Genomic DNA, 25013 nt, shown 5'->3' on the forward strand with positions numbered 1-25013 from the left:
GTGTGAACTCACGGCTTTCCGTGTGCACCGACGGCGGAAATTCGACGACTTTCCCGCCCTCAGCGCCCACTCAAGGCCCAGGATTCACACTCATTCCCGCGATGCAAGCAGTGAAAGCCATATCACAGGATTAAGCGTTGACTTTGGACCGTCTGCTTCCTTAACGTCTCTCGTATATCAGGTTGCAATACCCGCATCGTAGGAATTACGGAGACGGCGATGAAGCTGTTCAGCGTTGAAGGCAAGTCGATACTGATCACCGGCGCGACCGGCGCCCTCGGCAGCGTCGCGGCCCGGGCCCTGTCCGAGGCCGGGGCCCGGCTGACGCTGGCCGGCGGCAACGCCACCGGACTGGACGAACTCGGCATCGACGATGCCGCGGTGGTTGCCCGACGCCCCGAGAGCCCAGCCGACGCCCAAGAGATGGTGGAGGCGGCGGTCGCCCGGCATGGCCGCCTCGACGGGGTGCTGGTGGCTTCGGGCATGAACCACGTCGCGCCGATCACCGAGATGGCCGTCGAGGATTACGACAGGGTGATGGCCGCCAACGCCCGCGGCGCCTGGCTGGTGTGCCAGGCGGCCGGGCGGGTGCTGCTGGAGCAGGGAGCTGGAGGCAGCGTCGTGCTGGTCTCCTCGGTGCGGGGCTCCCTCGGCCACCCCGCCGGGTACAGCGCGTACTGCCCGTCCAAGGGAGCCACCGACCTGCTGGCCAAGAGCCTCGCCGCCGAATGGGGTCCGAATGGCATCCGGGTGAATGCGCTTGCCCCAACGGTTTTCCGGTCCGAGGTGACCGAGTGGATGTTCGCCGATGACGAGAAGGGGCGCCAGACGCGCGAGGCGATGTTTGCCCGAATCCCGTTGCGCCGCTTCGCCGAGCCGGACGACTTCGTCGGCGCCCTGATCTATCTGCTCAGCGACGCGTCGAGCTTTTTCACCGGACAGGTGGTGTATCTCGACGGTGGCTACACCGCGTGTTGATTGAAAGGAAATCATGAGTATCAGTTGGCCGCTCGGTGAGGCCGAGTCGAAGTTGGAGTTCTACGACCTGTCCCACCCCTGGGGTCATGGCGTGCCGGCGTGGCCGTACTTCGAGGATGTGAAGATCGAGCGCTTGCACAACATGGCCCGAAGCCGGGTGCTGACCCAAAAGGTCACCACCGTAATGCATTCCGGCACCCACATTGACGCGCCCGCGCATGTCGTCGAGGGCACGCCGTTCCTGGATGAGATCCCGCTGAGCGCGTTCTTCGGTACCGGTGTCGTCGTATCCATCCCGAAGAAGAAGTGGGAGGTCGTCACCGCCGACGACCTCGAGAAGGCGACGCCGCAGATCCGGTCCGGAGACATCGTCATCGTCAACACCGGCTGGCACCACACCTATGCGGACAGCGCCGACTACTACGCCTACTCGCCGGGCTTCTACAAGGAGGCGGGGGAGTGGTTCGCGGCAAAGGGCGTCAAGGCCGTCGGCACCGACACCCAGGCGCTGGATCACCCGATGGCCACCGCGATCGCCCCGCACGGCCCGGCCGAAACCACCGGCGGGCTATTGCCCTGGGCGGTAAGGGAATACGAGGCAGAGACCGGCCGCAACGTGCTCGACGACTTCCCGGAGTGGGAGCCGTGCCACCGCGCGATCCTGTCCAAAGGCATCTACGGCTTCGAGAACGTCGGGGGCGACCTGGACAAGGTCACCGGCAAGCGCGTCACCTTCGCGGCGTTTCCGTGGCGCTGGGTCGGCGGCGACGGCTGCATCGTGCGGCTGGTCGCGATCGTCGACCCCACCGGAACGTACCGTCTCGAGACGGGCCAGGCGGCGTGACTTCCGACGGCGGCATCCAGGTCATCGCCCGCGCGGGCGATATCCTGCGGCTGCTGCAAGCTCATCCAGGCGGGCTCAGCCAGGCCGACATCGGCGAGCGGCTCGGCATGGCGCGCTCCACCGTCAGCCGGATCCTCGGGGCACTGGACGACGAAGGCCTGGTGGCGTCGCGGGGGGCGCGCGGCCCGTATCGACTCGGGCCCGAAATCGCGCGCATGGCCGCCACCGTGCGGCTCGGCGTGGTGATGGACGTGCACCCGTTCATGGAGGAGCTGTCGCGTCAGCTGGAGGAGACGGTGGACCTGTCGATCCTCGACGGCGATCGCACGACGTTCGTCGACCAGGTCGTCTCGCCGCATCGCTTGCGGGCGATCAGCGCGGTCGGGGAGTCATTTCCGCTGCACTGCTGCGCCAACGGCAAAGCGCTGCTGGCCAATCTGCCGCCCGAGCGGCAGGCACAGGTCGTGCCCAGCCGGCTGGCCCGGCTGACCGACAAGACGATCACGACGCCGGCGGCGCTGCGCAAGGAGCTCGAGCGCGTCGGCGCCGAAGGGGTTGCCTATGACCGCGAGGAGCAGACCGAGGGCGTGTGCGCTGTCGGCGCGGTGCTGCCCGGGGTTGGCGAGCAATTGGTGGCTGTCAGCGTGCCTGTGCCGGCGCAGCGGTTCTATCGTCGCGAGTCCGAGCTTGCTGAGGCGCTGCGGGCCTGGGTTCAGCAGACTCGCAGGTCGCTCGGGCATTAGCAGGGTGGCGGGTCGTCTGCGGTAGGCTGTCGACCTGCTGCCGGTGATCCGGCGGCATCCGGGCTGTGGCGCAGTTTGGTAGCGCACTTGACTGGGGGTCAAGTGGTCGCAGGTTCAAATCCTGTCAGCCCGACGCAGGTCAGAGGTGGTTTTGTAGACATCGGGCCGGTATCGAAAAGGGGGGTTTACGCCCTTTTCTACGCCCAATGTCGCACCGGCCGAGGGAAGGAACTGCCGACAGTGGGAACGTTGCATTTCATCAAGTCGGAAATCAGTGCGGAAGATCAGACGGCACAGACCTTCTACTTACACCTTTCCCGCACCACGACACCGTTCGAACAGGAAGCCCTCGTCCAAATCCTGCAGTCGAGCCTGGGCGCAGCCATCGACTTTGTCGCCCCTCCCACGCTGCGGGTTCACAACACAAACGTTGCAGTGCTTGAGAGCCAGAAGGACTGGTTACAAAGCTTGGTTGTGCAAGCTGAACTCGAGGCCAGCCAGCGCCAAGCCGCGTTTGACCAAGCGCGGGCCGAAGCCAAAGCACGGTTCGACGACGCGCAACGGCGCGCGGCAGCGATCAACTGGAACACGCCCTCGGCGGGCTAGAGGCCCAACCGTGCGCCGAGTCCGTCGATGGCGGCGCGTGCCCCGTGGTCGCTGCTGTGCCCGTACACGTCGCCAGTGATCGCGATTGATGAGTGGCCGAGCAGGTCGGACACTTGCCGGATGTGCACCCCGGCCTCAAGCCATGCCACGGCAGCCGAATGCCTCAGCGTGTGGATGCCCACGTCGGCGATGCCGGCGGTCTTCGCAGCGGTTTCGATAACGCGCAGCAAGTTGCGTGGATCGACAGGCCCGCCAAGTTCGGTGGTAAACACCAGACCCGAGTCCTGCCACTTGTTCGCCGCCCGCAACCTCTCTTCCAACTGGGCGGCGCGGTGCTTGCGGAGCCTGGCCACGACCGCCGGGTGCAGCGGCACCTCGCGGCGGCTGCGGGCCGTCTTCGGCTGGCTAATAACGAGCCGGTCACCGATGCGTCCGAGGGTGGAGCGCACGACGAGGACACCCGCGTCAAGGTCAACATCGGACCAGCGCAGGCCGAGGCATTCGCCTTTACGGATGCCGGTGCTCGCGATCAGTGTCAGTGCGCTGTGGTACCGGGAGTCCTGAGCGGCCTGCAGGACCGCTGTCACCGCGCCCGCGTCCAAGTGCTTGGCCTCCACCCGTTCGACGCTCGGACGCTTCACCAGCGCGGCGGGATTCTTAGCGATCAGCCCGTCGCGCACCGCCCCGTCCAATCCGCTGCGCAGCACGCTGTACGTCGTGCGGATCGTGGAATCGGATAGCGCCCGCACCGGCTCGGGTGCGGTGTCGTCATCGACACGCTTGCCGGGCTTGGTCTTGGCCCGCATCGCCAGAATCAGCGCCTCAACATCGGACGGGCGCAGCCGATCCAACCGGATCTGCCCGAACACCCCGGCCTCCAGGTGGAGGCGGCACAGTGTGGCGTAGAGCACTCGCGTCGACTCCTTGCGGTCGGATGCCGCCAATGTCGTTGCGCGCCAATGCTTCAGCCAATCGCTGACGGTGCGGCTCGCATCCTTGGGTGGTGCGCCGGCATCGAGGCGGTCGCGAGCCTCTTTGAGCCTGGCGCGCGCCGCCTTCTTTGTCGCCCCGTACACCGACACACGTTTGGGTCGGCCAGTCACCGGGTCGGCGTAGCGAACCCGGCCTTCCCACAACCCGTCTGGGCGTTGATAAAAGGTGCCTTCCGAGTTGCCGCGACGTGTAGCCATGGGCCGCAGTGTCACCCAACGGACGAATACCGTCAAGCAACCACGCGCGCTTCCCGATCACCAGCGGACGATTTTGTGGTATCAATTGAAGCGGGTCTTCTGCGCATCGCGCGACCCACAGGTCTGCGGTTTAGCCGTCGTGCGACCCACCCGAGATTGGAGACTCTGGCCCGGTGACAGGGCGCTGCTTTGTCGACTCCAATTTCGGAAAGGTTGTTCTCGTGCCCATTCCACTTGTCCCCGCAGCGGCCGGTGAGCCTGTGCCTCAGCTGCTTTGGTCGATCCCCGAGACGATGCGCGCCCTCGGCGGCATTGGCCGCACAACGCTTTACGCGAAGGTCGATGAGGGCGAGCTGGTGATGGTCAAGGTCGGCGGTCGCAGCTTCATCACCGCAGCGAGCGTCACCGATTACATCGCCCGGCTCACCACTGCAGCGACTGCACCGCGGCTGACCGATGACTGAACCGTTTTTGCACGAAAATTTTGCGAATCCGCTGGTATTCGGGCTATACACGGGTAGCCCGCTACCAGTCCTGTTGGCGCCCAAGGCTTTTCACTCGTTTAACGGCAGTCCGCTGCGTATAATCGGCAGCAAGAAGCCCCGCGCCGGGTGGTGCCGGCCGGGGCGATGGCCACTAAGGAAAAGGGCTTAGCGACATGGCCGATCATTCCACAAAACCCGGTGACGACGCCGCCCGCCACGACAAGATGCTCAACCGCGTGGCCAAGCTGCTGCGGCAGGCCGAGGACGCCGAACTGGCCGACCGCACCGCCGAGGCCGAAGCGTTCCAGGGCAAGGCCTTCGAGATCATGGCCGCCTACGGGATCTCCGAGGCCCTGGTCCGTGCCCGCCGCGACGGCCTGGACATCACGGCCGAGGCCAAGGCGAACTCGGTGTACGTGCACCTGACGGGTAAGTATCAGCCGGCGCAGCGCGATCTGATGTACGCGATGGCCGAGGCGATGCAGTGCCGGGCAGTGTGGTTCACCAAGCGCGGCAGCAGCCAGGTCTCCATGCGGGTCTACGGGATGGCCGATCACTTGGCCCGGCTAGCTGACGTGTGGGCGCTGCTGGCACCGCAGGCCCAGCGCGGCATGGAGAACGCCCATCCTGGTCGCTTCGCCCCATCGGCCCATGTGACCGTCTACCGCCGAAGCTGGTTGCAGGGGTTCAGCGACACCATTAGCGGGCGCATCCGCAAGGCCGAGAACGCCGCCGCGGCAGCGGAGGGCGCGCTGGAGCTGTACCGGAAGGACAGTGAGCGCGCCGAGTTGGCGCTGCGCACCGACTACCCGAATCTTCGGGAATCCGGCTCCGAGCCCCTTATCGACCCCTACGGGTACGAGCAAGGCGAGCTGGCTGGCCGTGCGGCACACCTGCATCGGGGCCTCGAATGAGCGCGGATTGGGGCGCCGCGCGCTGGGACCCGGTGCCCGACGACGACACGCCACCGCCGAAGACCGAGACCGCCACGCTGGAGCTGCTCGGACCCATCGAGCCCGACGATGCCGACCTGGCCATCGATCTGGACGAGCCCGATCTACCCGAACTGGCCGCACTGGCCAACCAGTTCCATGCCCAGGCCCAAGGCTCCACACGCAGCGCGCTGGAGGCCGCCTGGCATGCCGGTAACGCGCTGATCGCGGCGAAGGCCTTGTGCCACCACGGGGAGTGGCTGCCGTGGCTGGATGCCAACTTCACCGGCTCGAAGACCACCGCGCAGGGGTACATGCGCGTTGCCTCAAATGCGCAACGCGTGGAGCATTTGGACGCCGAGCAGTCGCTGCGCGAAGCGCTCAAGGGCCTGTGTAAGACCCACCGCGAACCCAAGGAACCCGAACTGCCGCTCGCCTCTTTCCTGAGGCGGCTGAAGACCTTGGCCGATGATGCACGCGAGCTCGCCAACGCGTCGGTGAAGACCGCCAAGGCCGATGACATCGCTGCCGCGATGAGCGGACCGATGGCCGTGCTCAATCAGCTGTTCGACCAACTCGGCGGCGAGTCGGTCGACGCCGAGAGGTACCGCTTGGCGCAAGCCGGGGAATTGATGGAGCGATACGGATGACTGAGGCCCTGCCATGACCGACGACACCCCCGACGACGATGGGAAGAGAGAGAAATGCCACTGAGGGATAGGGCGGAAAAGGTCAGGATTGCGGCGCGAGCGCGAGAGTACAAGCGCAAGCACCCGGAGCTGTTCTTCAACCCGGACGGCACGCGCAAACTCCCGCCGTGGATGTCGGGTGAATTGGTCCGGCTGCCACAGGAGGAAGTCGACCGGATGGACGCGTCCGAGGACTTCCAGCAGATGGGAGAGATGGAAGACATCGACCTGACCCTGGACGGCGTCTACGAGCAGCTAGTCCCGGTGCTGCAGTGGCTGGACTTCAGAGAGCACACCGACATCGCGGGCAGGCTGGCCGTGTCACTGGACGACCTGTCCGAGGCACTGCGGGAGGCCTACGCCATCGCGGAAGCCGAGTACGAGAACGAGAAGCCATGACACAACGATTTGGACCGCCGATGAGTGACCAGCCAGACATCCCCGGTCCACTAGGGAAGAACAACGATGGCCCCAACTGACGACACGCTTTTTGCACTGGACACAACCGCCGCCGACGCAGAACTTGAACGGGCGCTGATCACCCGCCGCGAGGAACTGCTGCGCCGACTGCAGGTGATGGACCGCCGCCATGCCGCCGAGCGCGAGCCGGTCGCCGCCGCCATGATCGATGCCTGCGACCGGCTCGACGCGTTGTGGGAGCGACAGCGGGAGGAGGGGCGGCGCTAGCCGTCCACCCGGCACTGTGCGCACAACCCGTTCGTATCCAACTGCGCCAGCGGGAAGTCGAGTCCACAGCCCTCGCACATGTCGGTGCGCGCGGCTGGTGGCCGGCCCGCGGTCCAGTAGTGCGCGCAGGATGGCGAGATCCCCAGCGCCCGCGCGATGCGGCGCTCGCTGAATCCGCGACGCCGCAGCCGCAGCGCCAACGCCTGGCGCTCGATTTGGGTCATGCCGGCGAGCTTGGCCTGCGCGTCACGTTCCACCTTGCGACCAGCCATGCTCACAATTGTCACATGAGCACCATGCGCGAGGCCCCGTTCGCCGCCGACTGGCTGGCCCGCAACCCTGGCTGCACGGAGTGGATCGAGGCCCAGGACGCGATCTGGGACAAGGCGCTCGCGCTGCGAGCGCGCGGTTACACGCTGAGCATGGCATTCCGCGACTGTGGCCTGCTTGAACTCGAACAGCGCGGCAACCTGCGCCTGGATGACCTGTGCGAGACCGACCGCGACGAACTACTCGCGCAGGCCCGCGTCCAGATCAAACGCGAGTACGGACTCTAGGCGCTCACCGGGCTGCGCCGGGGCGAATTTTTGTGCTTGGCGCTCACATCGTCTGGGGCGAACCGGCCTTGCCTCTCATGCGGGAGACGCCGTGGACTTTGGTACCCCTGCCGGGCATGGCACAGCGGGAAGCCTTGTCGCACAGCGCATTTCGCGTTACCTAATTCCACTGTGCCACAAGGAATTTGAGCGGTTTGGCCGCCGCCGGCGCCAGGTGCCAGGTGCCTTGGACGCAGCGCACCTCGCCCGGCCAGCCCGCCTCGGTACCTGCGGAACGTGGTTTCTGAGCTCGTGAGCGGTGGCCGCGGGTGCCCCACAGTGGGGCAATTGCGTTTGCTGTGTGATGCTCCGAACTGGCGTCATTCGCAGCTCGCGAAATGTCCAAAAATGTGGCAAATAATGCTCTGACCTGGTAATATCGAGCTATGTCGGGAGTGGTTCCTGGCACCGATTGGAGAAAATCGAAATGAGTACAAATCCTTTGCCAGCTGACAAGCGGCAGCCGCGCACCGCGCCTGCGGAGTCGCCGAGCAAGAACCTGGACGATTCCCGCCAGGAGCAAGAGCAAGCCGTACGGCTGGATGCTCAACTGCGCAAGGCTGCGCGCACCGCTGAGGAGTCCATGGTCGTGCTGGCCGGGCTGATCGCTCAGGCCAAGGCCACCAACGTCTGGCAGCTCGTGAGCGATGCGGACGGCAAGCCGTTCGCGACCTGGCAGGCCTACGTGGCCGATGTCGCCGCCAAGGACATGCCCTTGATGCACCGCGTCAACCGGGATGCCGTCATCGCGTTCCTGTTGGACGAAGGCCTGTCACAGCGCGCGGTGGTCGAGGCCACGCAGTCGTCCAAGGGTGCGGTCTACCGGGTGGCTGCCGCCAAGGAGTCGGGCCAGTCGCAGGCCACGGGCGGCGCACCGAAGGGCCGGGCGCAGGAGCGCGCCAACGCCGCCGACCTGGCGTATGGCGCGGTGGACCGGGTGCTGAAAAAGGTCGCGAGCGACCCGCACAGCCTGCCGATGGCCGATGTCGAGCGGCTGATTACCAAGTTGACCGAAGCCACCCGCACGCTGAACAAGGTGGTCAAGGAGCACCGCGAGTCGGTGAGTCGGCACCCGGCGGGCAGCAAGGGCACCAATCCCCGTACGGGCGCGGTCGCAGCCTGATGGCGGGACGGGCCGGGGCTACGGCTAATAGCCCCGGTCCGTCGCTCGCGAGTCTAGGCAGCGGCGGACCAACACACACCCGCTCGGCCAGCACTGCGCTGGCCGAGCATCGGCGCGTCTACATCATGGCGCTGACGCGGCTGGCCGAGATCGACCCGACCGACGGCCACGCCATCCGGGTGACCGTCAACGCGGGCGTGACGGCAGACCAGGGCGAGCGGTTCATCGCGCTCTTGCGCCAACTCTTGCCCGCTCGGCAACCCAAGCAACTGCCCCAAAGTGGGGCACTCACAGATCGGAAATTGACATGATCATCGTTCTTTTCCTCGCGTTCGCGGGCCTCATGCTCGCCGTGTCGGCCGTGCTGGTCGGCGTGATCCGCGCACTGCACTCGGGCCGGTGACGCCGTGATGACCCGCAAGCACTACCGCGAGATCGCCGCCGTACTGGCCGGCGGTTATGAGTCCGCTGCCTCCGACGCCGAGCGCAGCCGCATCGCCAAGATCGCGTTCGGCCTGGCCGACGTGTTCCGCCGCGACAACGCCCGGTTCGACCGCGCCCGCTTCTACGGCGCGGTCTCGGCCGACCTGACCCCCTACGCCTGATCGGAGACCGACATGTACGAACTGACCATTTCCTCGGCCAACGACGCGTCCAGCGGACGCTACGAGACACGATTGGCGGCGATGGATGCCGCCGACGAGGCGGCAGCCGTGGACGGGCTGACCGCGCGCTACGGTGCCACGCCGAACGTCGGTTTCTTCGTGGACCGCGATTGCAAGGCGTGGTTTCACTTCGAGATCCGCGAGGTGACCTGATGACCTTCGCCGAGCACCTGGAGGCCGACTACGCCGACGCGTGCACGGCGCTATCCGCCCGGTTCGGGATGGCGTTTGCCATCGCGTCCACGGGCGGCGGGTGCTACGCCATCGCCGCAAGGGTCGAGACCGGCGATCAGATCCTGATCACGGACGCTGCCGACGCGACGCTCAATCCGCTTGCGGCCACCCAAGGGTTCGGCGTCGGCCTCTACGCCGAGACCGACGCGGGCAACGAACAGGTCGTCTATGTTGCCGACGCGGACCGGGCGCTCGACCGGCTGCCCGGCCTGGTCGCGCTCGCGCTGCTGTATGCGAGCTGGCAGCGCAAAAAGTCGGACGGAAAAGGAGGGTGACCACGGATGGCCAACGCGTCGCCGTCTACAAGAACCTGCATCGGCAGGCGTGGTCGATCCGCGCAATGGACGGCCCGGATCGCGGACGCGTCATCGGCCATGCCGAGTCGGTCACGCTGGCCGATTGCCACACCCATGTCAACCGCCGCGCTCAGCGCCGGATCGCGGATGGTGCCGCGCGCGAGGTGCACGCGTGGATCGTGGGCACGGTCTGCCAGAGCGCAACGCTGGCCGATCCGCGCCGGCTGACCTACCGCCCGCACGAGCGGCCCGAGTTCTTCGTGGCCGATACGGGAGAGCCGGTGACGGCTGCCGAGGTTGTCGCGTTCACTACCGAGGGCGCGTTCGTGTGAGAAAAATCGGACTGAAAAGGACGGTGACATGGTCACCGAACCCGATGACCGATGGCTTCCCTAAAAGCGCACCTGGGTATCGGAGATCGTCATCCGCACAGTTTCGATGTCCGCTGTGGTCATCGTCGCGGGCGGGGGCCAATGCACTGACTGGCTGGTTATCGGCCAGATGGGAGTCAGCCGGTCGGACAGCTCGTTTCTGAAGACGGCCGCCGGTTCGTATACACGGCTCGCCGCGCCGGTCACGACGAGGCACACGTAGCCCACGACCAACACGTCGATCCGCAATTTCTCGGTTTCACCGTTGCTGCTGGCCTTTAACAGCCAATCGGGTCCACTGCTGGTGCTGGCGAATAGCGCCGACGTGTGCTGCAGCACAGTGGTTTTCGGGCTGTGCTCAGTTCGTCCGATCCACACTTGAGTTCGAAGTGCCGGGCGTGGTTGCGATTCATTCATGACGCGCAGCCGGTCTTGCTGAGTCGTAACCGCGGTTTTCGGATCGGTCGTCTCGAGCACCATCACTGTCTTGTCCGCCCAGCGGGCGATCGTGCGCTGATCGTCTGCGTCTAGCTCCCGGGATTCATCGTCGATCATCGGCAGCAGAATCGGCTTCGCCCTGTTCTCGAGCCGCGACATCCACCGCGTATTGCACGGGTCGCACACCACCGGTTCCTTGCGGTTCGTAGCAGCGCCCCCACGACGCTTCTCATCGAGGTCGGTGGTGAGGACTGCCGCGCGGGGACCGATAGGGACGGCCTTGATGAAGGACCGCGATTGCGTGTGATTCACCGGCGTGTGATCGATCGTCTTGCTGTCCTTAAGCCATTGCGGCCATAGATGCTCGCAACTGCCCACCGGATCGCCGCAGAAAATGCACGTCTTCCCGGCTCGCCTAGCAGCGCGCAGCCGACCACCCTTGCTCACCTTCGCTCCCTCCAAGCGGGCAGGATCAAGGCGCTCTCGATCGATGTTGGGGTTGGACCGCGCACACATGAATATCGGGCTCTAGCGATGGGTTGTAGGCGGTGTTGGCTAGCAGCCACTGTTTCGCGCGGCTAGACAAGTCCTCCACAGCCAAGATCAGTTCGTTTAATGAAATCGAGTCGCCCCGCACCGAAGCGGTCATCGTCGACGGATCGAAACCTCGCATGAAGCCGTACGTACCATCCCCCACGCTGTCCGGCGAGCCGACGCCCGTTGCGTATACGGTGCCGTCGTCAGCGGCGAGCCAGTCATCCATACGGCCGTCATAATGCTCCAGTAAGTTACGCACCCGGCGACTCAATTCCGGCGGCTCCGTCTTAATTCGGAGCGCCTTGCGTAGCGCCTTGCAGCGGCGCTTCGCTTGAGCGAAGCGTGCCTCGTCGGCTTCGTCTAGAGGGCACGTGCAACCTTTGCGCCGCTGAGGCTGGGACATCCACAGAATCTTCGAGACCAGTGCAGCCGAGGTGAGAACACCCTGCACCGCCAAGAAGATACGGACGTTCTTCAGTGTCGTATCGAGCAAAAATCTCGCGAGCTCTTCGTTGCGCTGTTCGACCGGGACCTCGTCGTCATCTTGCTCAGGTAGGCGTAGGGACACGTCGAGCATGAGCGCCTCGAGGAGTTGGCCGTAGCTCACCTTAGCGGCGGTGGCCTGGTTGATGAGTTCCCGCAGGAACAGGAGTATGACCTTCAGCTCGACGCCCTCGTATTCCTCGGGACGGGAATTGACGGCCATACCACCACGATAGGCCGGGTCGGCGCTCACTCCCCGTTGTAGATTCCTTGGGTTGGCGGCTGCCGAGACGGCATCGAATATCGGGGGGATGTTCAGCAGGCCGAGCCGGGCCAGCGCCGAGGTCTCGTCGGTCATAGGACCCCGTGACTCAGCACGGCGTCTTGACCTTGACCAGTATCTCGCGCACGAGGATGCGGCCCCCCGAGGTCTGGATCTGGTTGGTCAGCCGATACAGCCAGCCCGCCGACCCGCCCGAGATCCACGCGGTGGTCGTGGTGTGGGTGTAGCTCGTCTGGCCGAGACCGATGCCGTCGTTGGCCGTCCAGGCCGACGCCACGATCACGTCGTCGACCAGATGCGGCGTCCAGTCGATCGCGATGTCGACCACCTCGACCGGGTACTTGCGGAACAGCCCCGGCGTCGTCATGACCTGCGGATAGGCCAGGCCTTCGAGTCCGGAAGTCCAGTCAGTCATCACGAGAGATCCCCGGCGACGGGGCGGAAGCCGGCCTCTGAAGGGTGGAACCGACCGGCTTCCGCCCCCGGTAGGCGCGCGACCATCGACTTGCAGAGGAGAAGGGGCGCGCCCACGATCTAGGCCCCTTGGCGACGCTCGTACCCGCGACTGTCGGCGCGGATCGGGAGCACTGAGGGGTCGATACTCGGGGAGAACGGGTTGGTGTACGGCTTGGGTATCCGGCCAGGTTCCCGTTGCCAGGGCACGGCCAACGGCGGGGGAAGGTCGTCGTCGGCCGGCGGTTCGAGCGGGCTGCGGATGCCGCTGGCATCGTGGCCGATGCCGTCGACATCCTCGCTGCCGTCGTCGGGGAGGTCGTCGTCGGGGTCACCGGGCCAGAGTTCGTCGGCCTCGCGGTCCATCTGACCGCGCAGCTCATTCAACGTGTTCTCGTCCAGATCGAGGTCTGCAAAATCATCGAGGTCGAGCACCTGGAGCGCGGCGCTCACCGACGCCAGCACCTCATCGAGGTCGAGGTCGTCGGTCATCGCGCGGTCGGTGCCACCGATGAGCTCCTTGTGCTTGATGGCGTCGATCGAGCTCTTGTACACACCGAGGACTTGGCGGCTATCGAGGTCGATCAGCGACCACGAGTCGTCGTCGTTCTGCGTAATCGACAGGCGCATGGGCTTAGCCGTCGTGCGGGTCGGGCTGCGGGTGTGGCCGTTGCCAGACGGGCTGCGGGGGGTCGAACGCGCCGCCGTCGCCGTGCACGTTGGACGGCAGCGGGCCGGTCGAGGGCGAGCCCTCGCCCTTGGCGAATGGCACATCGTGCGGGTCGATGGGCGCGGTCGGGTCCCAGGTGTACGGCACGCCCGTGTAGGGCGTGTGGGCCTCGGTGCCCGGAATGCCGCGGGTGGCCATCTCGGCCCCGGTGAAAGGGTCGTAGGTGCGCTGTTGGTAGTCCATCGGAACTCCTCTCAGGTGGTGGCGGGGGGCGGCGTATGCCGTTGAAATTGGGCCTCAAAACCCTGTCGCCGCCCCCCGCGTCCCCGCCGGCCGGGCCACAGAACACCGGCCAGCGAAGCGCTTACCAGGTCGGCGGCGTCAGGCCGGTGATGACAACATTGGACTGAGGAAATCGAGCAAATGTCACGGCAAGGTAGGAATACACCTGTAGAACGACCGTCAGATTGGACGCCTTAACCTCGGGAAGGACCCGCGCGCGAATGCCTGACTCAAACAACAAATTGTCCGAGGCCCGCATCACAATAATGCAGTCTTCATCACCGTATGAGGCATATTCACTACCGCTTGTAGTAGTAATCAGGGGATCAGTTACGATAGGCAATCCGGCCATGTGCCCGACCACTTGCTGGCTGGCCACGTCCGTCAAAATACCCGCCGCATTCATCGGATTCTGGGTATACGGCACGAATAGCGGCCGGCCCACGGTATCGAGCTCGGCAAGCAACATCCCCCACCTGCGCGGGTGCATCACGATGACCTCGGGCGGAAGGAAGCGCTTGGTGTGGATCAGTTGAACGGCGTTCGCAATGGCCTTGTAAATGCCCGCTACTGTGACTGATGACACCGTGATCGTCTGAATGCCCGGCGTGAAGTCGAGGCCGGTCACCTGTCCGTTGACGCCCGTGCCGTCGAGGCACTGCTGGTCGAGGCACCCCGCGTGCGCCGCGACCAAATCCCTAAACACGACATCGTCGAAAGAAATTGGGGACTGGTCGATTAATTGAATCGCAACGCCTTCTTGACCGGCAATCGTGCGAATTGGCGCATTCACATACGTGTCGGTTAGATCCACGTCAACAATGGGCGAATTGTCGGCTGTTTGAATTCCAACTGCGGTACCGGTGAGCAGTTTGGGAATGTTCAAAGAATCGGTCCCAGCTGGCAAATTTTGCCTCTGCAGCAAATTCGCAAACGCGCGGCCAGGTCGAGCAAGTTCTATGTACTGATTCATGAGCCAGGCCGGCGGTGTAGCAAAGCCTCCTTGTCCATCGACACGGCTCAAATCGCGGTACTCGCTGTAAGCCGCATCGGTGGCCACCTCCTGGGCGTGCCGGGACAGCCGGGCACGGGACTCCCCGGTGTCATCGGCGTTGTAGGCCGTGCGGTAGAGATCGCGAATCCAGCTCACGCTGGCGTCGCCCTTGCGATAGGTCAGGTGGAAGTCATTGAGCGTGCGCATGGGAGTTCCTTGGGAGCGGGCCGGGGTGTTCACGCGCTCCGAGAGGCGGGCTAAGGCGTCGCCGCCGGCCCGTTGCTCCTCGGCCTCAAGTTCGGCGATGCGGGCATTGAGCCGCTCGACATCCGCGCAGGCGCGCTGCTCGGTCGGCAGCATCTGGCGGCGGCCAGCACGGCTGGCGGCCTCGAGAGAGTGCTGGGTCGAAACCATCAGTGCGTCGCGACGACGGACAAGGTCGGCGATTTGCGAGTCGTAAACGCCCATCGTGGGTGCCTTCGGGGTTGCGCGAAAACACCGCTGCAAGAGCGGGTTTCGAGACAAAATGGGGTAGGCGACTGGGACTCACCAAAGCCGCGACGCGCTGGTCAGGCTCCTCGCTTCATCCCGCGGCATGAGAGCCGACTGGCCGGAACTCCTCGCTCCATCTCGCGTCATGAGAGTTCCGAGGCCAAACGTCGGCGCGAATCGTAGCGCCGATTTTCCGTGCAAAGAAAGCCCGACACGACGCGAATCTCGCTGTGTCGGGCGGCTTTAAGCCAGCGGACTGGCTTTTAATCGTCGGTCAAATTGGCGCGGACCTCGGCCTCACGGGCCGCATTGATCGCATCCAACGTCGCGTCGTAGGCGTCGTGGATCTCGGCCTCGGTCACGTCGCCGTGCCTGAGTCGCTCAGCCCAGAATTGATCCATGGCCCTAGTGTGGCTGAAACATGAATGTGATTACGGCGCAGGCGCCTTGGGCACTCGCGCGTCGCCGTTCAGATGGCCCGTGCGGGCCTCTGACAGCCTCGTGGGCTGATTTTCGGGGTCAGGGCGGCTAACGGGCTTGGGCCAGGGGTCCAAGGCCCCCTTCCGCGCCAATCTCGACCTGACCTTCGCGGCTTGCCGCGCCTCGACGCCGAGCGCGGTTCTCATCGCCTTGATTTGGTCGTCGAATTCCTTGCCGTCCCACCCCCGGCGGCGCGGCGGGTCGGTGTTGACGACGCTCCAAACCCAGGAGTCGTCGAGGTCTCGCGCGGCATCGAGTGCAGCCTCTTTGGTCGCGTGAAATGTCCACTGCGCCTGGTAATCGCACCTGCCCACGGTCTTCGCCAACTGGCCGGCGTGCCACTGGATCAGCGCGATCCGGTTCACGTTCTTCGCGGTCAGGCTGCCCTGCCCTTCCAGCACAGGCCGCACCCAGCCCTGGACGATGCCGCTCAGCGCGCCGTGGCCACACAGGTTGGCCGAGATGGCTGGTGTCGCGGCGGCTTGCAGCGCGCCCCGGCTGCTCAGGTTGGCCCGCACGAACGGCCCGTCGCCGCCGTGCCAGGCCCTCGTCCTTGCCGCGAACGCTCGGGCCTGGCGGAGTTGTCGTCGTCGGCGACGCGAAGCCACGAGCGTCAGTGTGGGCGCAGCGGGCGGTGGCGTCTAGGCGATGCGCGGCGGGTCCGGTGGCGTCCAGCGCAGGCCCGCGGCGGTGGCCTCGATGCGCGCCCATGTTCCGTGCGCCAACACGAGCACGTCGACGTAGCGCTCATCGCCATTGGCGTCCAGCGCGTTGTTGACTAACCTCGCCGCACCTTCCAGCAGCACCTCATCCGCGACCACCTCGGCCTTGCTGCCGTCGCGCAAGTAGGCCGTCCAGGTGGTCATTTCGGCTCCCGGTCGGGCCGCTTGCGCTTCTGGCCACGGCTCGCGGCCAGGACATAACTGACGTTCGCCTGAGAACAGCCGACCCTGGCCGCGATGGTGCGCTGGGTCATCCCATCGGCGTGTAACTCGATGATCAGCGCGTTGCGCAGTGATCGCCGGATCGCGGCGTTGGCGGTCATATGGGTGCCCCCTTCGTGGCGCGGTTACGCCGCGCATCGGCGGCGTTCTGACTTCGGTTGCCGTATCTCAAATTGCTGGCGGCGAGGTTTTGCGGGTCGTCGTCTCCGTGCAGCACCATCAGCCCCTCTGGGCGTGGCCCGTGCCAGCCACGGGCGACGAGCTGATGCACGTAGTGCTTGCGGCCGGCCAGCGAGACCCTCGGATATTTGTGCGCCCTGTCGATGGTGAGCAACCGGGCGACGCGGCCTCGGTCGCTCACGAGCAGGCCGTCGATGCCAGCAACCTCGACCGGTCGCCATCGCTCTTCGATGCGGATCTCGGCCACGTTCTGGACGATCACGAGGCACTCGGCGCAGATCTCAGAGGCGTTGCACAGCTCGAGTTTTCGTCCACACAACAGGCACGCGCTCATGGCTTCGCCTCGGCTAAGTGTGTCAAAACAGAGGGGATCCCCTCTGTTTTGAACACTTAAGCAATGTTCGCAGCGGCGGGAGTCGGCAATGGTCGGCGGATCACGCAGAGGCTCAAGGTCGTTGGCACACCCGTAGGCTGCTCTCACCAGCCCTTTGTCTCGCAGTCGCCGCGCGGCGCGCTGTATGGCTGAGTACTCCGAGGCGTTGCCGGCGTAGTCACCCGGTCTGGCGAACCGGCGACCACTGGGGGCGATCAGCGGCGCGTGGTACGTCGCGTGCAGCAGCAGCCGCTCCCAGCGGCCAGGACCGCGGCTCACGACGCCTGCCAATCCGCGTCGGGGAAACGCTCACGGAGGCGGGCCATTTCGCTGGCCTTGTAGGCCTCCATGTCGGTAATGCTCGCCCTGGTCTGGGCAGTCAAGGCTCCGTGGCCTGTGGCAGCACCGGTCACGGCGTGTTCAGCGCCAGGCGGAGCAACGATCTCCACGTCGATGACCTTGGGCATAACCACGCCGATCCGCTGTGGTGGTTGGCCGTTGGTCACCACGTGTCTGGTGGTGCTGAAAATGCCTTCCAACTCTCTGCCCGCGATCCCAGGCTCGGAGCGTTTGAGCCGCAGCGCGGAGACCATTCCGAGATCGCTCCTGGATGGCTTGCGAAAGTCCTGCCACTCCTCAAGCTTCTTGACCGCCAGACCGCAAGCCCGGCAGGGCTTGTCTGTGCCGCCTAGATGGTTTCGGCAGTAACCAGGTGGCGGATTGGGGTCGAGGAGAAAATCGAACGGGTGCGCGGGGGGGTCGCCCGCCAGGGCGACGCCGCGCGAAGCGCGTTCTCCCCCTTCTCCAGTTTCTTTTAGTTCTCCAGTAATAGAGGTACGCGACGCGAAATCGCGTAGGGGGTTACGCGAATTCGCGTCGGGGTCCGGCGATTTCGCGTCGGGGTCCGGCGATTTCGCGTCAGGGTTACGCGAATTCGCGTCTTCGCTGCTCAGAGGCGACGCGTTTTCGCGTAGTGACTGGTCAACGACTAGGTAGGCTTGGGTGCCATCATCGGCGCGCACACGACGGCTTCGTAGCACTCCTGCCGCCTCAAGTTTCTTGACCGTTCGCCGCACGCTGTCGTGGCTCACATGGCCACCCAGCGACTCGGCGATGTCGGCATGCGAGGCGTGCCACCACAATTCGCCATCGAACCGTGCGCGGCCGTTCTGCTCGCTCTTGTGAGCGCACACGTAGCGGACCAAGGCCAGCACGCAGGCACCGTCGTAGCCGTGACGGAGATCGCCGGGCACCACATACAGGAACTTGGGTCGAATGACGCTCATTGCGCGGCCCGCCAGGACACGCGGCGATGTGCTTGCGTTGGGGCGGGGGTGTGGCAGAATCGCGGTTGCTGAGACCGCGACCGCCGCCCCCGGGCGGCGGTTTGCATTGGTGGGGAACCCTTTCCGTTCGCAGTAACGATGCGACGGCAGAGCTCCAAATACGCGTCGGGGTCAACCTAACCCCGCTGATCACCCAGATCCGGCATTGCCGTACCGGCGTGTCTAGACCTCCCGCAGGCCGAGATTCGGTGGCCGAGTTCCCCGGCGGCCAACCCCTCTCGCTGCCCGTCACGACTACGCCCATTTCTACGCCCTTTGTGCCGAATTTTCGTGGTGTTCGCGGGTGTTCGCCAGTGTTCGCCTATGCATTGAAATGCGTTGTGAGCTGCGCGGATTGGGGGAGTGGCGAACATCAGCACACGTGTGCGAACGCCGTTCCATAGTCTGGGGGTCAAGTGGTCGCAGGTTCAAATCCTGTCAGCCCGACAGATGTGATGTCTGGTTATTGGCGCACCAATTGCTTGCCAAACTCCGAACTTGTGGGGCCATGACGGCCCAGGCGTTCTGCGTGGCTGCGGCGACGCGGCACGGCGCGTCGCGCTGCGCCGATCGCTGGATATGCCCCTGGGAACGCATACAGACGCGCGTTGACCCTGTGTATTTGGTCGCTTAGGCTGACGCTGAGATCCGAAATTATCGAGGGGGCCTATGCACGTGCCTCACAGACATTTGTTTACTCCCCGGCATTGGTGCCTTATTCCGTATATGGCCCAGTTCGGGATTACGCAGCGCGACATTGAAACGTCGAGCGGAGCGATCAAAGGTTATCTGTTCGATCAGTACGTCAGAGCGTGCGGATTCACACCGGCGGACGGGTGGGTGTTCGTCGTGCTCCCGTCAGGTGAATGCGAACTCACAGCCCTCGCACGTGGTGAACCGCATTGGTGTTGTGAGCAGCGCGCTGACCTCGCTGCGCGCGTAGGCCTGCCGACAGTTGGATCACCCCCATGGGCGAGCCCGGAAAACCACCGTACGGAGAGGGGAGGGGACCATGAGCATCGATCAGATTCCGTCCGAGGACACTGCCGTGCCTAGCGTCGATGCGCGATTGGGCACGCTCGATGCTGCGCACCTGGAGTTGCTCTGTGGACGGCAGTCAGCTCACACCCTTTTTGACAACGGATTCGATAACTCCTTCGACAACTCCTTCGACAACAGCGTCAACTAAATTGCTTAATTGCCGAGCGTTGTTTCACATTGAAGCGAGCGGTTGGTGCTTGAGCTTCTGGTGATCCAGCCCACCGCTCGCTGCAACCTCGACTGCGTTTATTGCTATGTTCCTGGTCGCACCGATCCTTCTCGCTTGCCAATCCGACTGCTGGAACTGCTCTTTCGTGCTCTCACTCGTTCAACGCTCATGAGTCGGCAGAAGGATCTGCCGGTGCTCTGGCATGCGGGTGAGCCGCTGGCAGCAGGCCTCAGCTTCTATCGCGAAGCCTTCGACCTAATCGACGAGATCGTTGATGAAAGCTTGAACGTGCAACACTCGATGCAGACCAACGCCACATTAGTCACCCCGGCATGGTGCGAGTTCTTCCGAGCGAGGAAGGTCCGGATCGGAGTCTCCCTCGACGGGCCGCGAGAAATTCACGACGCTAACCGGAAGACGAGGGCGGGCTCAGGATCCTTCAATGCTGTTATGCGAGGAGTCGAGATCCTCCATGCGCATGGCATGGGACTGAGCGTGCTTTGCGTGCTCACCTCCCGGAACCTCACTCGCCCCGACGAGCTGTTCGAGTTCTTTGTGCAGTCCGGATTCCGACACGTCGCATTCAACGTCGAAGAAATCGAAGGGCTTAATCTCGCCTCTTCGCTCGTCAGCAATCAGGGGGATCTGGCCAGCCTCAGGGGACACTATCGCGCGTTCATGGGCAGAATGCTGCAGCTCAACGCTGCCAACGGGTGGCCGTTGACAATCAGGGAACTGGTCAGCATCGCTCAGCGGATGAAGAGGCGGCGAAATGACCCTGGGTTCGTGCCTGCCGTCGCCGAGCAACGGGCCGGGGCGATCTTGACAATGGCGCGCAACGGCGCAGTGTCCTCGTGGTCGCCTGAGCTGGCCTCGGGTATACCGGGGGCACCTGATCAGTTTTCGCTCGGCAACATCACCGAAGTGCACTCGCTCGATGAACTTCTGCGCAGTCCGCGCGCCCATGAAATCCAATCTGAGATCGATATTGGGATTGACGCCTGCCGCCGTCGCTGCCCCTACTTCGGCGTGTGCGGCGGCGGTTCGCCTGGCAATAAGTTCTATGAGACTGGCGTATTCTCGGCGACGCAGACGCTGAAGTGTGCTTTACAGACCCAAGAGCTGACGGAAGTTGTCCTCGGTGCGTCTGCATCCGACTAGGTTGGACGAATGTCTCCACATCGCCACAGCCCAACCGCTCGCCTGAACCTCACGTGCTGATTGATCCCCACTCGAGAATCAGCGGCCATTGTCAACGTACAGAACGTTTTCGAATCGAGGACGCTGTGTACTTCGCCATCCTTGGCCGTTACGTTTAGCGTCCCAAGTCCCTGCCTCACCTAGCGGTGGCTTCGATGTGGCGGATGACCCCGGTGGGTCCTTTGCAGTCATCGCAGTTGTGCGGCGACGCAAAAATGACGGTCCCTTCCGCGTCGGTGCTCTGCCGCCCGCCTCGATATCCCCGGCACCGCACGACACCCGATCGCGATTATCGCCACTGCCACCGCCCCGCGGGCGGCCAAGGTGCTTGTTTCATCGGCAGCGGCTCCACGTTGATCCGAGAACCACGACAGGACTATGCCGGATCACCTCGCGGCCGTCGGTGTGAACGGCTTCCGATCATCGACCGTCGCAGTTTCCAAGCTGTGCGCCGAAAGGTGAAGCGCCGGCTTTGGATTGCGGCGAACCCCACTTTCTCGGACTCGCAAAAGCCCATGCGGACCTCTTGCAGCCCTTGACCAAAGGGCCTACATTTCTGCACTACATCGTTTATCGTTGTCCCGATCGCCAGCGAGCAAGTTGGGGAGTTGATCATTGTGCAAACGGGAACCCAACAGCATCTCCCGCCGGAGATCACGAACAAATTGAAATTGCTTTCGAGCGTCACGACGCTCCCACGATTGTGGATTATCCTGATGTGCTTGGTCGCCGTCATTGCGGCACTTGACGTCACGGTTGCCGACAAGGGGCTTCAGTGGCACATTTCGGTCGGCGCAATCAGCCTGACCGCAATCGGGCTGATTTGGTTACCGACCGCGCTACGGTTTCTGTTCCTGGTCGGCTTCTCGCTCAAGGCGGCCGGTGTGGAGGCGAGCGCTAGCGGCCTGCTCACGTCTCCCGACGACCTGATCCACGATCTTGCGAATATGAAGACAACCGCAGAGCAGGTGGAACAAGGCTCGACCGACCCGAAATCGGCGGGGCAGGTGATCGATCAGGCCATAGACCGCATGGCGAGGCGGTATGTGCCTGCCGATACTGCAATATCAGAGGACATCTTGGCTCGAGAGGCCAGAGGCTACGAGGAGATTCGACGAACGACGCCGGCCGGAGATGGTCGAACCAGGGAGATGAACGGCTTAGTTAACAGCGTGCGGCTTCGCGCTGCAGCTGCGCCTGCGACCGCACAGCGATACGCGGCTGCACTACTTCGCTCCCCGCAGGAGGGTGACCGCATCGTGGGCCTAGCTCTTGTTCAGGGTGCGCCGAGTGCCGATGCGTTCACCGACGTGCTGAGAGTTTTCACGTCGTCTGCCAGCGCGTTCGAGCAAAATCACAGCCTCCGGGCTTTGGAGGCGATCTCGCCAATGCTGACTCCCGAGGAGCGGAGGGAGGCGGTTAACTCGTTGGAGAGAGAAAAGGGCGATCCTCGAGGTGTCGGCGTGATGAGGGACCAACACATAGTGTCCTGGATTGAGCGTGTTGTGAGAGTGATGGGTCCCCAGGCGGATTCGCTCCGACACGATGGGGCCATTACCTAGCGTTTGCAGCATTTGAGTTCGCGGCCCTGATTTGGCCGCTTGTGCGATAACCCGCGCAGTGTGTGCGCGTTGCGCCGCACACTTTGGCGGACCACGACGGTGGTCGCAGCGACGCTCATCGCACAATACGGGCCGGCACGGATTATAGCTGTGAGATGCGCGATCTGAGTAAGCCGGAAGGCGATTGCGGTTCTTGGTTGCTCCGCCTTAGATGGTGCCCGATGTCGACCGCGTAGGGGGCGAGTGGACCTGTATTAATCGGCCCATGCACAGTCTGTTGGGCGCGAGATACCCCAACCTTGGAGCCAATGGGCAAGTGCGTAGCTCGCAATAACTTCTCGGTCGCACCGATCAAACGTGGCAGAGGAGAATTCGGCCAGCTTCCGAACCCGTCGAGCAAGCCATCGCACGTCCAGACCCAAGTGTGCGAGCGCCGACTGAGCACGATCGAACTCGGCGAGGATGTCGCACTGGTGCGCTGAATACGCTCGCGCGGTAACGCCATTCCATGGCACCTTGCCTTTTCGCTCGGTCAATGCGCTTGGCATCTGGCCGCCGAAGGCATCCAACAAGATCTGTTTTCGCACCCCGCCGCGGCGCGCCCGCACACGTGCCCACGCGAGCGCACACTGGATCCAAGCCGCATCGGTGTAAGGCGAGCGCGTCGTGGTGCCGAAGGTCTCCTTGAACGTCACGTCGAAGCGAGCATCGTAGGAGAAGGTGAGCGTGGATCGCTTCATGAGCGGGTCGGATCGCGCGCCTCGCAGGGTGAGCTCGACCCTGCGCCATGCCGAGCCCACGAACGCTCGCGGATCCAACGGATGCGGATCCAGCTCGCGATCAAGGAGATCCTCGGCAAAGAGCTGATCGCCTCCGTGACCTACGTAAACCCGATCGATCGTGGCATCCGAAGCGGCACGTGCAACCGCAAGCGCACGCTTTAGACGCACGATGCCTATCGCGGGCTCGTCTAGCCGAGGACGCCAGTCAGATGGCGCGTAGGCGAAAAAATCTCTGCCATCAAGGCACACCCGCGAAATTCGTAGCGACTCTGCGACAGCTTGCTGGATCCCATCTTCATATCTGAACTCGTAGTAGGGAAAGGACTCGCAGACACCCACTAGGCCGACTCCGTGGCTCGACGCGGCGAGCGCGGCAACGGTGCTGTCGAGACCGCCGGAAAGCTCGATCAGCGCTCGCGATCGAATGGCCTGGCGGTGACCGAAAGCAGTCGCTGCTGCCCGCAGCGCACCGACGAGCTCGTCGTATTCGACTTTGGCGGTATCTGCGGCCGCCAAATCCACAGCGCTCTCAGACAGGCGACCCCGAGTCGCCGAGAGATGGGTGATGGCTCCTCGGCGGCAGCGAAACCATCCGGCCATTGGCGTCTTGGGTGAAAGGTTCGGTTCGGTTTGATTGGAAAGTGCGACGGTCGCGACGGACGCAAGGAGTCCGGAAATCGACAAGCGGCGTGTCGAATCAACAGGAAGCGTCAGGCTCAGGGCAACCGAATCGTTCTCGAGTGTCCAATACAGAGGAAAATTGGCCGCCCCTCCGCGCCACACGTAGATTGTTCCGTCAGGCGCGGCCACCACGACTGAATCGGTGGGTTCGAGTGCCAATGGGTTATTCGCAAATGGCACGTCGGCCATCGATCCGGTCGCCGATAGGAAGTCGTCTAGGCGAGCCTCGATCTCGTCGTCAAATAGGCTGAGGTAGTAGAGGGGGAGGCGACCGAAGAGCAGATGCCGCCGAACCGCAACGCTTGATCTGAGGAAGATGCTAACGTTGCCTTCGACGAGCGTCGATGTCTTGCCTGCCGGCGAACCCGAAGAAGCCTTCACTCTATACCGAACACGACAAGGGGGCTGTACAACCAGTGCTCCGGACGCGGTTCATAAGGGACTGTGCCGTGCGTCGAACACCAAGCGTGCATGTTGGGTGTGGGTGCAAGGATGCCGACTGTTACACGACAGCGCAGACCGGCGGTCATACAGAGGTAAGCCGTGACGAGCGCGCGCGGATAACAGTCTGAAATTCCCAAATCCCTCTCGACGGCCATGACCGCGTTGCCGATATCCGTGATCTCCCAGTGACGATGTTTATGGCCAACCCGAGCCAGATGTCGTGACAACCAGATCACACGACGGATCGACAAAGTAGTCCGGTGGCGATGGAAAACGCGGTAAAGAGTTCTGGAAAGCCACTCGACTCTGGTGGTCCCTGGTGCACCTTCAGTTAGCGCAATTCGGTCCGCAGGGTCGGCGAGGCGGTCACGAAACCCTCCCGCCTTCAAGCCGAAAAGAGGCGGAAGTGCCCGGCTCGCTGCAAGATTGACCGGCAAAAGGTAGGTCCGGCCGAAGCGTGGACTATAAACGAAACAGCGTCTCGAGCCGAGCGGCAACCGCGTCCACTCCACATTTTGAGACACGGCTCTAGATGCTCTGTCGCGCAGTTGCCGGACGCGGGACTCGACTCTAGGAGTTGTCAGTTGTACCGAAGATTTGGGTTGTCGTCGATGAAGGGACCGCCCGCGCCTCCCCGGATGGCCTTCGGGCCGGCAAAGCTTCTAAAGAGAACCGCAGATACCAAACGCACAATTTTCATCGGGCCAAACCCTTCGTGCGAGCAACCAGATACAAATATCTAAGCGAGACTCGCCGCACCC

Annotated in this window: 35 protein-coding genes and 1 tRNA gene; 20 read left to right on the plus strand and 16 right to left on the minus strand. The window is 63.9% G+C overall.

Annotation, left to right across the window (positions count from 1 at the left end; genetic code table 11):
• Positions 1 to 219: 219 nt before the first annotated feature.
• The 5 genes from AC5Y2S_RS27935 (at position 220) to AC5Y2S_RS27955 (ending at position 3171) form a co-directional block, all read left to right on the plus strand.
• Positions 220 to 978 (plus strand): SDR family NAD(P)-dependent oxidoreductase, encoded by a 759-nt coding sequence (locus AC5Y2S_RS27935; protein ID WP_499959786.1) that lies wholly within the window; start codon positions 220 to 222, stop codon positions 976 to 978.
• Positions 979 to 991: 13 nt separating this feature from the next.
• Positions 992 to 1822, plus strand: coding sequence for a cyclase family protein (locus tag AC5Y2S_RS27940; RefSeq protein WP_499959787.1), 831 nt, complete (start codon positions 992 to 994; stop codon positions 1820 to 1822).
• Positions 1819 to 2565: an IclR family transcriptional regulator gene (locus AC5Y2S_RS27945; RefSeq protein WP_499959788.1), complete on the plus strand. Its 747-nt coding sequence runs from the start codon at positions 1819 to 1821 to the stop codon at positions 2563 to 2565. Before AC5Y2S_RS27940 ends, AC5Y2S_RS27945 begins: the two co-directional genes overlap by 4 nt.
• Before the next feature lie 59 nt (positions 2566 to 2624).
• Positions 2625 to 2698, plus strand: a tRNA-Pro gene (locus tag AC5Y2S_RS27950).
• 116 nt (positions 2699 to 2814) lie between these two features.
• Entirely contained in the window at positions 2815 to 3171 is a 357-nt protein-coding gene (locus AC5Y2S_RS27955; RefSeq protein WP_499959789.1) for a hypothetical protein, read from the plus strand.
• On the opposite strand, the gene AC5Y2S_RS27960 is transcribed toward AC5Y2S_RS27955, so the two are convergent.
• Positions 3168 to 4361, minus strand: a complete 1194-nt coding sequence (locus tag AC5Y2S_RS27960; RefSeq protein WP_499959790.1) for a tyrosine-type recombinase/integrase — start codon at positions 4359 to 4361, stop codon at positions 3168 to 3170. The genes AC5Y2S_RS27955 and AC5Y2S_RS27960 overlap by 4 nt on opposite strands.
• 173 nt (positions 4362 to 4534) lie before the next feature.
• Between AC5Y2S_RS27960 and AC5Y2S_RS27965 the strand changes: the two genes are divergently transcribed.
• The 5 genes from AC5Y2S_RS27965 to AC5Y2S_RS27985 all read left to right on the plus strand — a co-directional run bounded on the left by AC5Y2S_RS27965 (position 4535) and on the right by AC5Y2S_RS27985 (position 7154).
• Positions 4535 to 4825, plus strand: coding sequence for a helix-turn-helix domain-containing protein (locus AC5Y2S_RS27965; protein WP_499959791.1), 291 nt, complete (start codon positions 4535 to 4537; stop codon positions 4823 to 4825).
• Positions 4826 to 5019: 194 nt separating this feature from the next.
• Complete coding sequence (locus AC5Y2S_RS27970; RefSeq protein WP_499959792.1) at positions 5020 to 5760, plus strand: DUF2786 domain-containing protein; 741 nt, start codon at positions 5020 to 5022, stop codon at positions 5758 to 5760.
• Positions 5757 to 6428 (plus strand): DUF3102 domain-containing protein, encoded by a 672-nt coding sequence (locus AC5Y2S_RS27975; protein WP_499959793.1) that lies wholly within the window; start codon positions 5757 to 5759, stop codon positions 6426 to 6428. The genes AC5Y2S_RS27970 and AC5Y2S_RS27975 overlap by 4 nt, the downstream gene beginning before the upstream one ends.
• Positions 6429 to 6482: 54 nt before the next feature.
• A complete protein-coding gene (locus AC5Y2S_RS27980; protein ID WP_499959794.1) occupies positions 6483 to 6866 on the plus strand; it encodes a hypothetical protein in 384 nt (127 codons plus the stop codon).
• A gap of 66 nt (positions 6867 to 6932) precedes the next feature.
• Positions 6933 to 7154, plus strand: coding sequence for a hypothetical protein (locus AC5Y2S_RS27985; RefSeq protein ID WP_499959795.1), 222 nt, complete (start codon positions 6933 to 6935; stop codon positions 7152 to 7154).
• Here AC5Y2S_RS27985 and AC5Y2S_RS27990 read toward each other — a convergent pair.
• On the minus strand, positions 7151 to 7426 hold the full coding sequence (locus tag AC5Y2S_RS27990; protein ID WP_499959796.1) for a helix-turn-helix domain-containing protein: 276 nt from the start codon (positions 7424 to 7426) through the stop codon (positions 7151 to 7153). The genes AC5Y2S_RS27985 and AC5Y2S_RS27990 overlap by 4 nt on opposite strands.
• Positions 7427 to 7441: 15 nt before the next feature.
• On the opposite strand from AC5Y2S_RS27990, the gene AC5Y2S_RS27995 reads away from it, so the two are divergent.
• The 7 genes from AC5Y2S_RS27995 (at position 7442) to AC5Y2S_RS28025 (ending at position 10400) form a co-directional block, all read left to right on the plus strand.
• Positions 7442 to 7711: a hypothetical protein gene (locus AC5Y2S_RS27995; RefSeq protein ID WP_499959798.1), complete on the plus strand. Its 270-nt coding sequence runs from the start codon at positions 7442 to 7444 to the stop codon at positions 7709 to 7711.
• Between the two features lie 481 nt (positions 7712 to 8192).
• The gene (locus tag AC5Y2S_RS28000) at positions 8193 to 8873 is read left to right on the plus strand and encodes a hypothetical protein (protein WP_499959799.1); all 681 of its coding nucleotides are present in this window, start codon (positions 8193 to 8195) and stop codon (positions 8871 to 8873) included.
• A gap of 125 nt (positions 8874 to 8998) precedes the next feature.
• On the plus strand, positions 8999 to 9184 hold the full coding sequence (locus AC5Y2S_RS28005; RefSeq protein WP_499959800.1) for a hypothetical protein: 186 nt from the start codon (positions 8999 to 9001) through the stop codon (positions 9182 to 9184).
• 99 nt (positions 9185 to 9283) lie between these two features.
• Positions 9284 to 9478 carry a hypothetical protein gene (locus AC5Y2S_RS28010; RefSeq protein WP_499959801.1) on the plus strand — a complete coding sequence of 65 codons (195 nt, stop codon included), beginning with the start codon at positions 9284 to 9286 and terminating at the stop codon, positions 9476 to 9478.
• A 12-nt stretch (positions 9479 to 9490) separates the two neighbouring features.
• A complete protein-coding gene (locus AC5Y2S_RS28015) occupies positions 9491 to 9691 on the plus strand; it encodes a hypothetical protein (protein ID WP_499959802.1) in 201 nt (66 codons plus the stop codon).
• Positions 9691 to 10047, plus strand: coding sequence for a hypothetical protein (locus tag AC5Y2S_RS28020; RefSeq protein WP_499959803.1), 357 nt, complete (start codon positions 9691 to 9693; stop codon positions 10045 to 10047). The genes AC5Y2S_RS28015 and AC5Y2S_RS28020 overlap by 1 nt, the downstream gene beginning before the upstream one ends.
• Positions 10044 to 10400 carry a L5-gp82 domain-containing phage-derived protein gene (locus tag AC5Y2S_RS28025; RefSeq protein ID WP_499959804.1) on the plus strand — a complete coding sequence of 119 codons (357 nt, stop codon included), beginning with the start codon at positions 10044 to 10046 and terminating at the stop codon, positions 10398 to 10400. Before AC5Y2S_RS28020 ends, AC5Y2S_RS28025 begins: the two co-directional genes overlap by 4 nt.
• Positions 10401 to 10460: 60 nt before the next feature.
• Here the strand turns inward: AC5Y2S_RS28025 and AC5Y2S_RS28030 are convergent, their stop codons facing one another.
• The 12 genes from AC5Y2S_RS28030 to AC5Y2S_RS28085 all read right to left on the minus strand — a co-directional run bounded on the left by AC5Y2S_RS28030 (position 10461) and on the right by AC5Y2S_RS28085 (position 18334).
• A complete protein-coding gene (locus AC5Y2S_RS28030; protein WP_499959805.1) occupies positions 10461 to 11324 on the minus strand; it encodes a hypothetical protein in 864 nt (287 codons plus the stop codon).
• 25 nt (positions 11325 to 11349) lie between these two features.
• The gene (locus AC5Y2S_RS28035; RefSeq protein WP_499959806.1) at positions 11350 to 12255 is read right to left on the minus strand and encodes a hypothetical protein; all 906 of its coding nucleotides are present in this window, start codon (positions 12253 to 12255) and stop codon (positions 11350 to 11352) included.
• A gap of 13 nt (positions 12256 to 12268) precedes the next feature.
• A complete protein-coding gene (locus AC5Y2S_RS28040; RefSeq protein WP_499959807.1) occupies positions 12269 to 12595 on the minus strand; it encodes a phage fiber-tail adaptor protein in 327 nt (108 codons plus the stop codon).
• A gap of 119 nt (positions 12596 to 12714) precedes the next feature.
• Positions 12715 to 13263 carry a hypothetical protein gene (locus AC5Y2S_RS28045; RefSeq protein WP_499959809.1) on the minus strand — a complete coding sequence of 183 codons (549 nt, stop codon included), beginning with the start codon at positions 13261 to 13263 and terminating at the stop codon, positions 12715 to 12717.
• 4 nt (positions 13264 to 13267) lie between these two features.
• Positions 13268 to 13546 carry a hypothetical protein gene (locus AC5Y2S_RS28050; protein WP_499959810.1) on the minus strand — a complete coding sequence of 93 codons (279 nt, stop codon included), beginning with the start codon at positions 13544 to 13546 and terminating at the stop codon, positions 13268 to 13270.
• A 121-nt stretch (positions 13547 to 13667) separates the two neighbouring features.
• Entirely contained in the window at positions 13668 to 15047 is a 1380-nt protein-coding gene (locus tag AC5Y2S_RS28055; RefSeq protein WP_499959812.1) for a phage major capsid protein, read from the minus strand.
• A gap of 287 nt (positions 15048 to 15334) precedes the next feature.
• On the minus strand, positions 15335 to 15472 hold the full coding sequence (locus AC5Y2S_RS28060; protein ID WP_499959813.1) for a hypothetical protein: 138 nt from the start codon (positions 15470 to 15472) through the stop codon (positions 15335 to 15337).
• 30 nt (positions 15473 to 15502) lie between these two features.
• The gene (locus tag AC5Y2S_RS28065; RefSeq protein WP_499959816.1) at positions 15503 to 16159 is read right to left on the minus strand and encodes a hypothetical protein; all 657 of its coding nucleotides are present in this window, start codon (positions 16157 to 16159) and stop codon (positions 15503 to 15505) included.
• A 33-nt stretch (positions 16160 to 16192) separates the two neighbouring features.
• A complete protein-coding gene (locus tag AC5Y2S_RS28070; protein ID WP_499959818.1) occupies positions 16193 to 16417 on the minus strand; it encodes a hypothetical protein in 225 nt (74 codons plus the stop codon).
• On the minus strand, positions 16414 to 16596 hold the full coding sequence (locus AC5Y2S_RS28075; protein WP_499959820.1) for a helix-turn-helix domain-containing protein: 183 nt from the start codon (positions 16594 to 16596) through the stop codon (positions 16414 to 16416). The genes AC5Y2S_RS28070 and AC5Y2S_RS28075 overlap by 4 nt, the downstream gene beginning before the upstream one ends.
• A complete protein-coding gene (locus AC5Y2S_RS28080; protein ID WP_499959821.1) occupies positions 16593 to 17009 on the minus strand; it encodes an HNH endonuclease in 417 nt (138 codons plus the stop codon). The genes AC5Y2S_RS28075 and AC5Y2S_RS28080 overlap by 4 nt, the downstream gene beginning before the upstream one ends.
• Positions 17010 to 17323: 314 nt before the next feature.
• Positions 17324 to 18334 (minus strand): hypothetical protein, encoded by a 1011-nt coding sequence (locus tag AC5Y2S_RS28085; protein ID WP_499959822.1) that lies wholly within the window; start codon positions 18332 to 18334, stop codon positions 17324 to 17326.
• Positions 18335 to 19385: 1051 nt separating this feature from the next.
• Between AC5Y2S_RS28085 and AC5Y2S_RS28090 the strand changes: the two genes are divergently transcribed.
• The 3 genes from AC5Y2S_RS28090 to AC5Y2S_RS28100 all read left to right on the plus strand — a co-directional run bounded on the left by AC5Y2S_RS28090 (position 19386) and on the right by AC5Y2S_RS28100 (position 22345).
• Complete coding sequence (locus tag AC5Y2S_RS28090; protein WP_499959823.1) at positions 19386 to 19562, plus strand: hypothetical protein; 177 nt, start codon at positions 19386 to 19388, stop codon at positions 19560 to 19562.
• A 45-nt stretch (positions 19563 to 19607) separates the two neighbouring features.
• Positions 19608 to 20744 (plus strand): cyclophane-forming radical SAM/SPASM peptide maturase GrrM/OscB, encoded by a 1137-nt coding sequence (gene grrM / locus AC5Y2S_RS28095; RefSeq protein ID WP_499959824.1) that lies wholly within the window; start codon positions 19608 to 19610, stop codon positions 20742 to 20744.
• 647 nt (positions 20745 to 21391) lie between these two features.
• On the plus strand, positions 21392 to 22345 hold the full coding sequence (locus AC5Y2S_RS28100) for a hypothetical protein (RefSeq protein ID WP_499959825.1): 954 nt from the start codon (positions 21392 to 21394) through the stop codon (positions 22343 to 22345).
• A 254-nt stretch (positions 22346 to 22599) separates the two neighbouring features.
• Here the strand turns inward: AC5Y2S_RS28100 and AC5Y2S_RS28105 are convergent, their stop codons facing one another.
• Both AC5Y2S_RS28105 and AC5Y2S_RS28110 read right to left on the minus strand, forming a co-directional pair.
• Positions 22600 to 24189, minus strand: coding sequence for a hypothetical protein (locus tag AC5Y2S_RS28105; RefSeq protein WP_499959828.1), 1590 nt, complete (start codon positions 24187 to 24189; stop codon positions 22600 to 22602).
• Entirely contained in the window at positions 24186 to 24776 is a 591-nt protein-coding gene (locus tag AC5Y2S_RS28110) for a lasso peptide biosynthesis protein (protein WP_499959829.1), read from the minus strand. Before AC5Y2S_RS28110 ends, AC5Y2S_RS28105 begins: the two co-directional genes overlap by 4 nt.
• Positions 24777 to 25013 lie beyond the last annotated feature (237 nt).

The organism is Mycobacterium sp. NGS69, from assembly GCF_059812165.1.

What these genes read in the sequence shown, in the direction of transcription:
- AC5Y2S_RS27935 (WP_499959786.1), top strand. Translation starts at nt 220, where the DNA reads ATGAAGCTGTTCAGCGTTGAAGGCAAGTCGATACTGATCACCGGCGCG.
- AC5Y2S_RS27940 (WP_499959787.1), top strand. Translation starts at nt 992, where the DNA reads ATGAGTATCAGTTGGCCGCTCGGTGAGGCCGAGTCGAAGTTGGAGTTC.
- AC5Y2S_RS27960 (WP_499959790.1), bottom strand. Translation starts at nt 4,361, where the DNA reads ATGGCTACACGTCGCGGCAACTCGGAAGGCACCTTTTATCAACGCCCA.
- AC5Y2S_RS27970 (WP_499959792.1), top strand. Translation starts at nt 5,020, where the DNA reads ATGGCCGATCATTCCACAAAACCCGGTGACGACGCCGCCCGCCACGAC.
- AC5Y2S_RS27975 (WP_499959793.1), top strand. Translation starts at nt 5,757, where the DNA reads ATGAGCGCGGATTGGGGCGCCGCGCGCTGGGACCCGGTGCCCGACGAC.
- AC5Y2S_RS27980 (WP_499959794.1), top strand. Translation starts at nt 6,483, where the DNA reads ATGCCACTGAGGGATAGGGCGGAAAAGGTCAGGATTGCGGCGCGAGCG.
- AC5Y2S_RS27985 (WP_499959795.1), top strand. Translation starts at nt 6,933, where the DNA reads ATGGCCCCAACTGACGACACGCTTTTTGCACTGGACACAACCGCCGCC.
- AC5Y2S_RS27990 (WP_499959796.1), bottom strand. Translation starts at nt 7,426, where the DNA reads ATGGCTGGTCGCAAGGTGGAACGTGACGCGCAGGCCAAGCTCGCCGGC.
- AC5Y2S_RS27995 (WP_499959798.1), top strand. Translation starts at nt 7,442, where the DNA reads ATGAGCACCATGCGCGAGGCCCCGTTCGCCGCCGACTGGCTGGCCCGC.
- AC5Y2S_RS28005 (WP_499959800.1), top strand. Translation starts at nt 8,999, where the DNA reads ATGGCGCTGACGCGGCTGGCCGAGATCGACCCGACCGACGGCCACGCC.
- AC5Y2S_RS28010 (WP_499959801.1), top strand. Translation starts at nt 9,284, where the DNA reads ATGACCCGCAAGCACTACCGCGAGATCGCCGCCGTACTGGCCGGCGGT.
- AC5Y2S_RS28015 (WP_499959802.1), top strand. Translation starts at nt 9,491, where the DNA reads ATGTACGAACTGACCATTTCCTCGGCCAACGACGCGTCCAGCGGACGC.
- AC5Y2S_RS28020 (WP_499959803.1), top strand. Translation starts at nt 9,691, where the DNA reads ATGACCTTCGCCGAGCACCTGGAGGCCGACTACGCCGACGCGTGCACG.
- AC5Y2S_RS28035 (WP_499959806.1), bottom strand. Translation starts at nt 12,255, where the DNA reads ATGACCGACGAGACCTCGGCGCTGGCCCGGCTCGGCCTGCTGAACATC.
- AC5Y2S_RS28040 (WP_499959807.1), bottom strand. Translation starts at nt 12,595, where the DNA reads ATGACTGACTGGACTTCCGGACTCGAAGGCCTGGCCTATCCGCAGGTC.
- AC5Y2S_RS28045 (WP_499959809.1), bottom strand. Translation starts at nt 13,263, where the DNA reads ATGCGCCTGTCGATTACGCAGAACGACGACGACTCGTGGTCGCTGATC.
- AC5Y2S_RS28050 (WP_499959810.1), bottom strand. Translation starts at nt 13,546, where the DNA reads ATGGACTACCAACAGCGCACCTACGACCCTTTCACCGGGGCCGAGATG.
- AC5Y2S_RS28055 (WP_499959812.1), bottom strand. Translation starts at nt 15,047, where the DNA reads ATGGGCGTTTACGACTCGCAAATCGCCGACCTTGTCCGTCGTCGCGAC.
- AC5Y2S_RS28060 (WP_499959813.1), bottom strand. Translation starts at nt 15,472, where the DNA reads ATGGATCAATTCTGGGCTGAGCGACTCAGGCACGGCGACGTGACCGAG.
- AC5Y2S_RS28070 (WP_499959818.1), bottom strand. Translation starts at nt 16,417, where the DNA reads ATGACCACCTGGACGGCCTACTTGCGCGACGGCAGCAAGGCCGAGGTG.
- AC5Y2S_RS28075 (WP_499959820.1), bottom strand. Translation starts at nt 16,596, where the DNA reads ATGACCGCCAACGCCGCGATCCGGCGATCACTGCGCAACGCGCTGATC.
- AC5Y2S_RS28080 (WP_499959821.1), bottom strand. Translation starts at nt 17,009, where the DNA reads ATGAGCGCGTGCCTGTTGTGTGGACGAAAACTCGAGCTGTGCAACGCC.
- AC5Y2S_RS28085 (WP_499959822.1), bottom strand. Translation starts at nt 18,334, where the DNA reads ATGAGCGTCATTCGACCCAAGTTCCTGTATGTGGTGCCCGGCGATCTC.
- AC5Y2S_RS28090 (WP_499959823.1), top strand. Translation starts at nt 19,386, where the DNA reads ATGAGCATCGATCAGATTCCGTCCGAGGACACTGCCGTGCCTAGCGTC.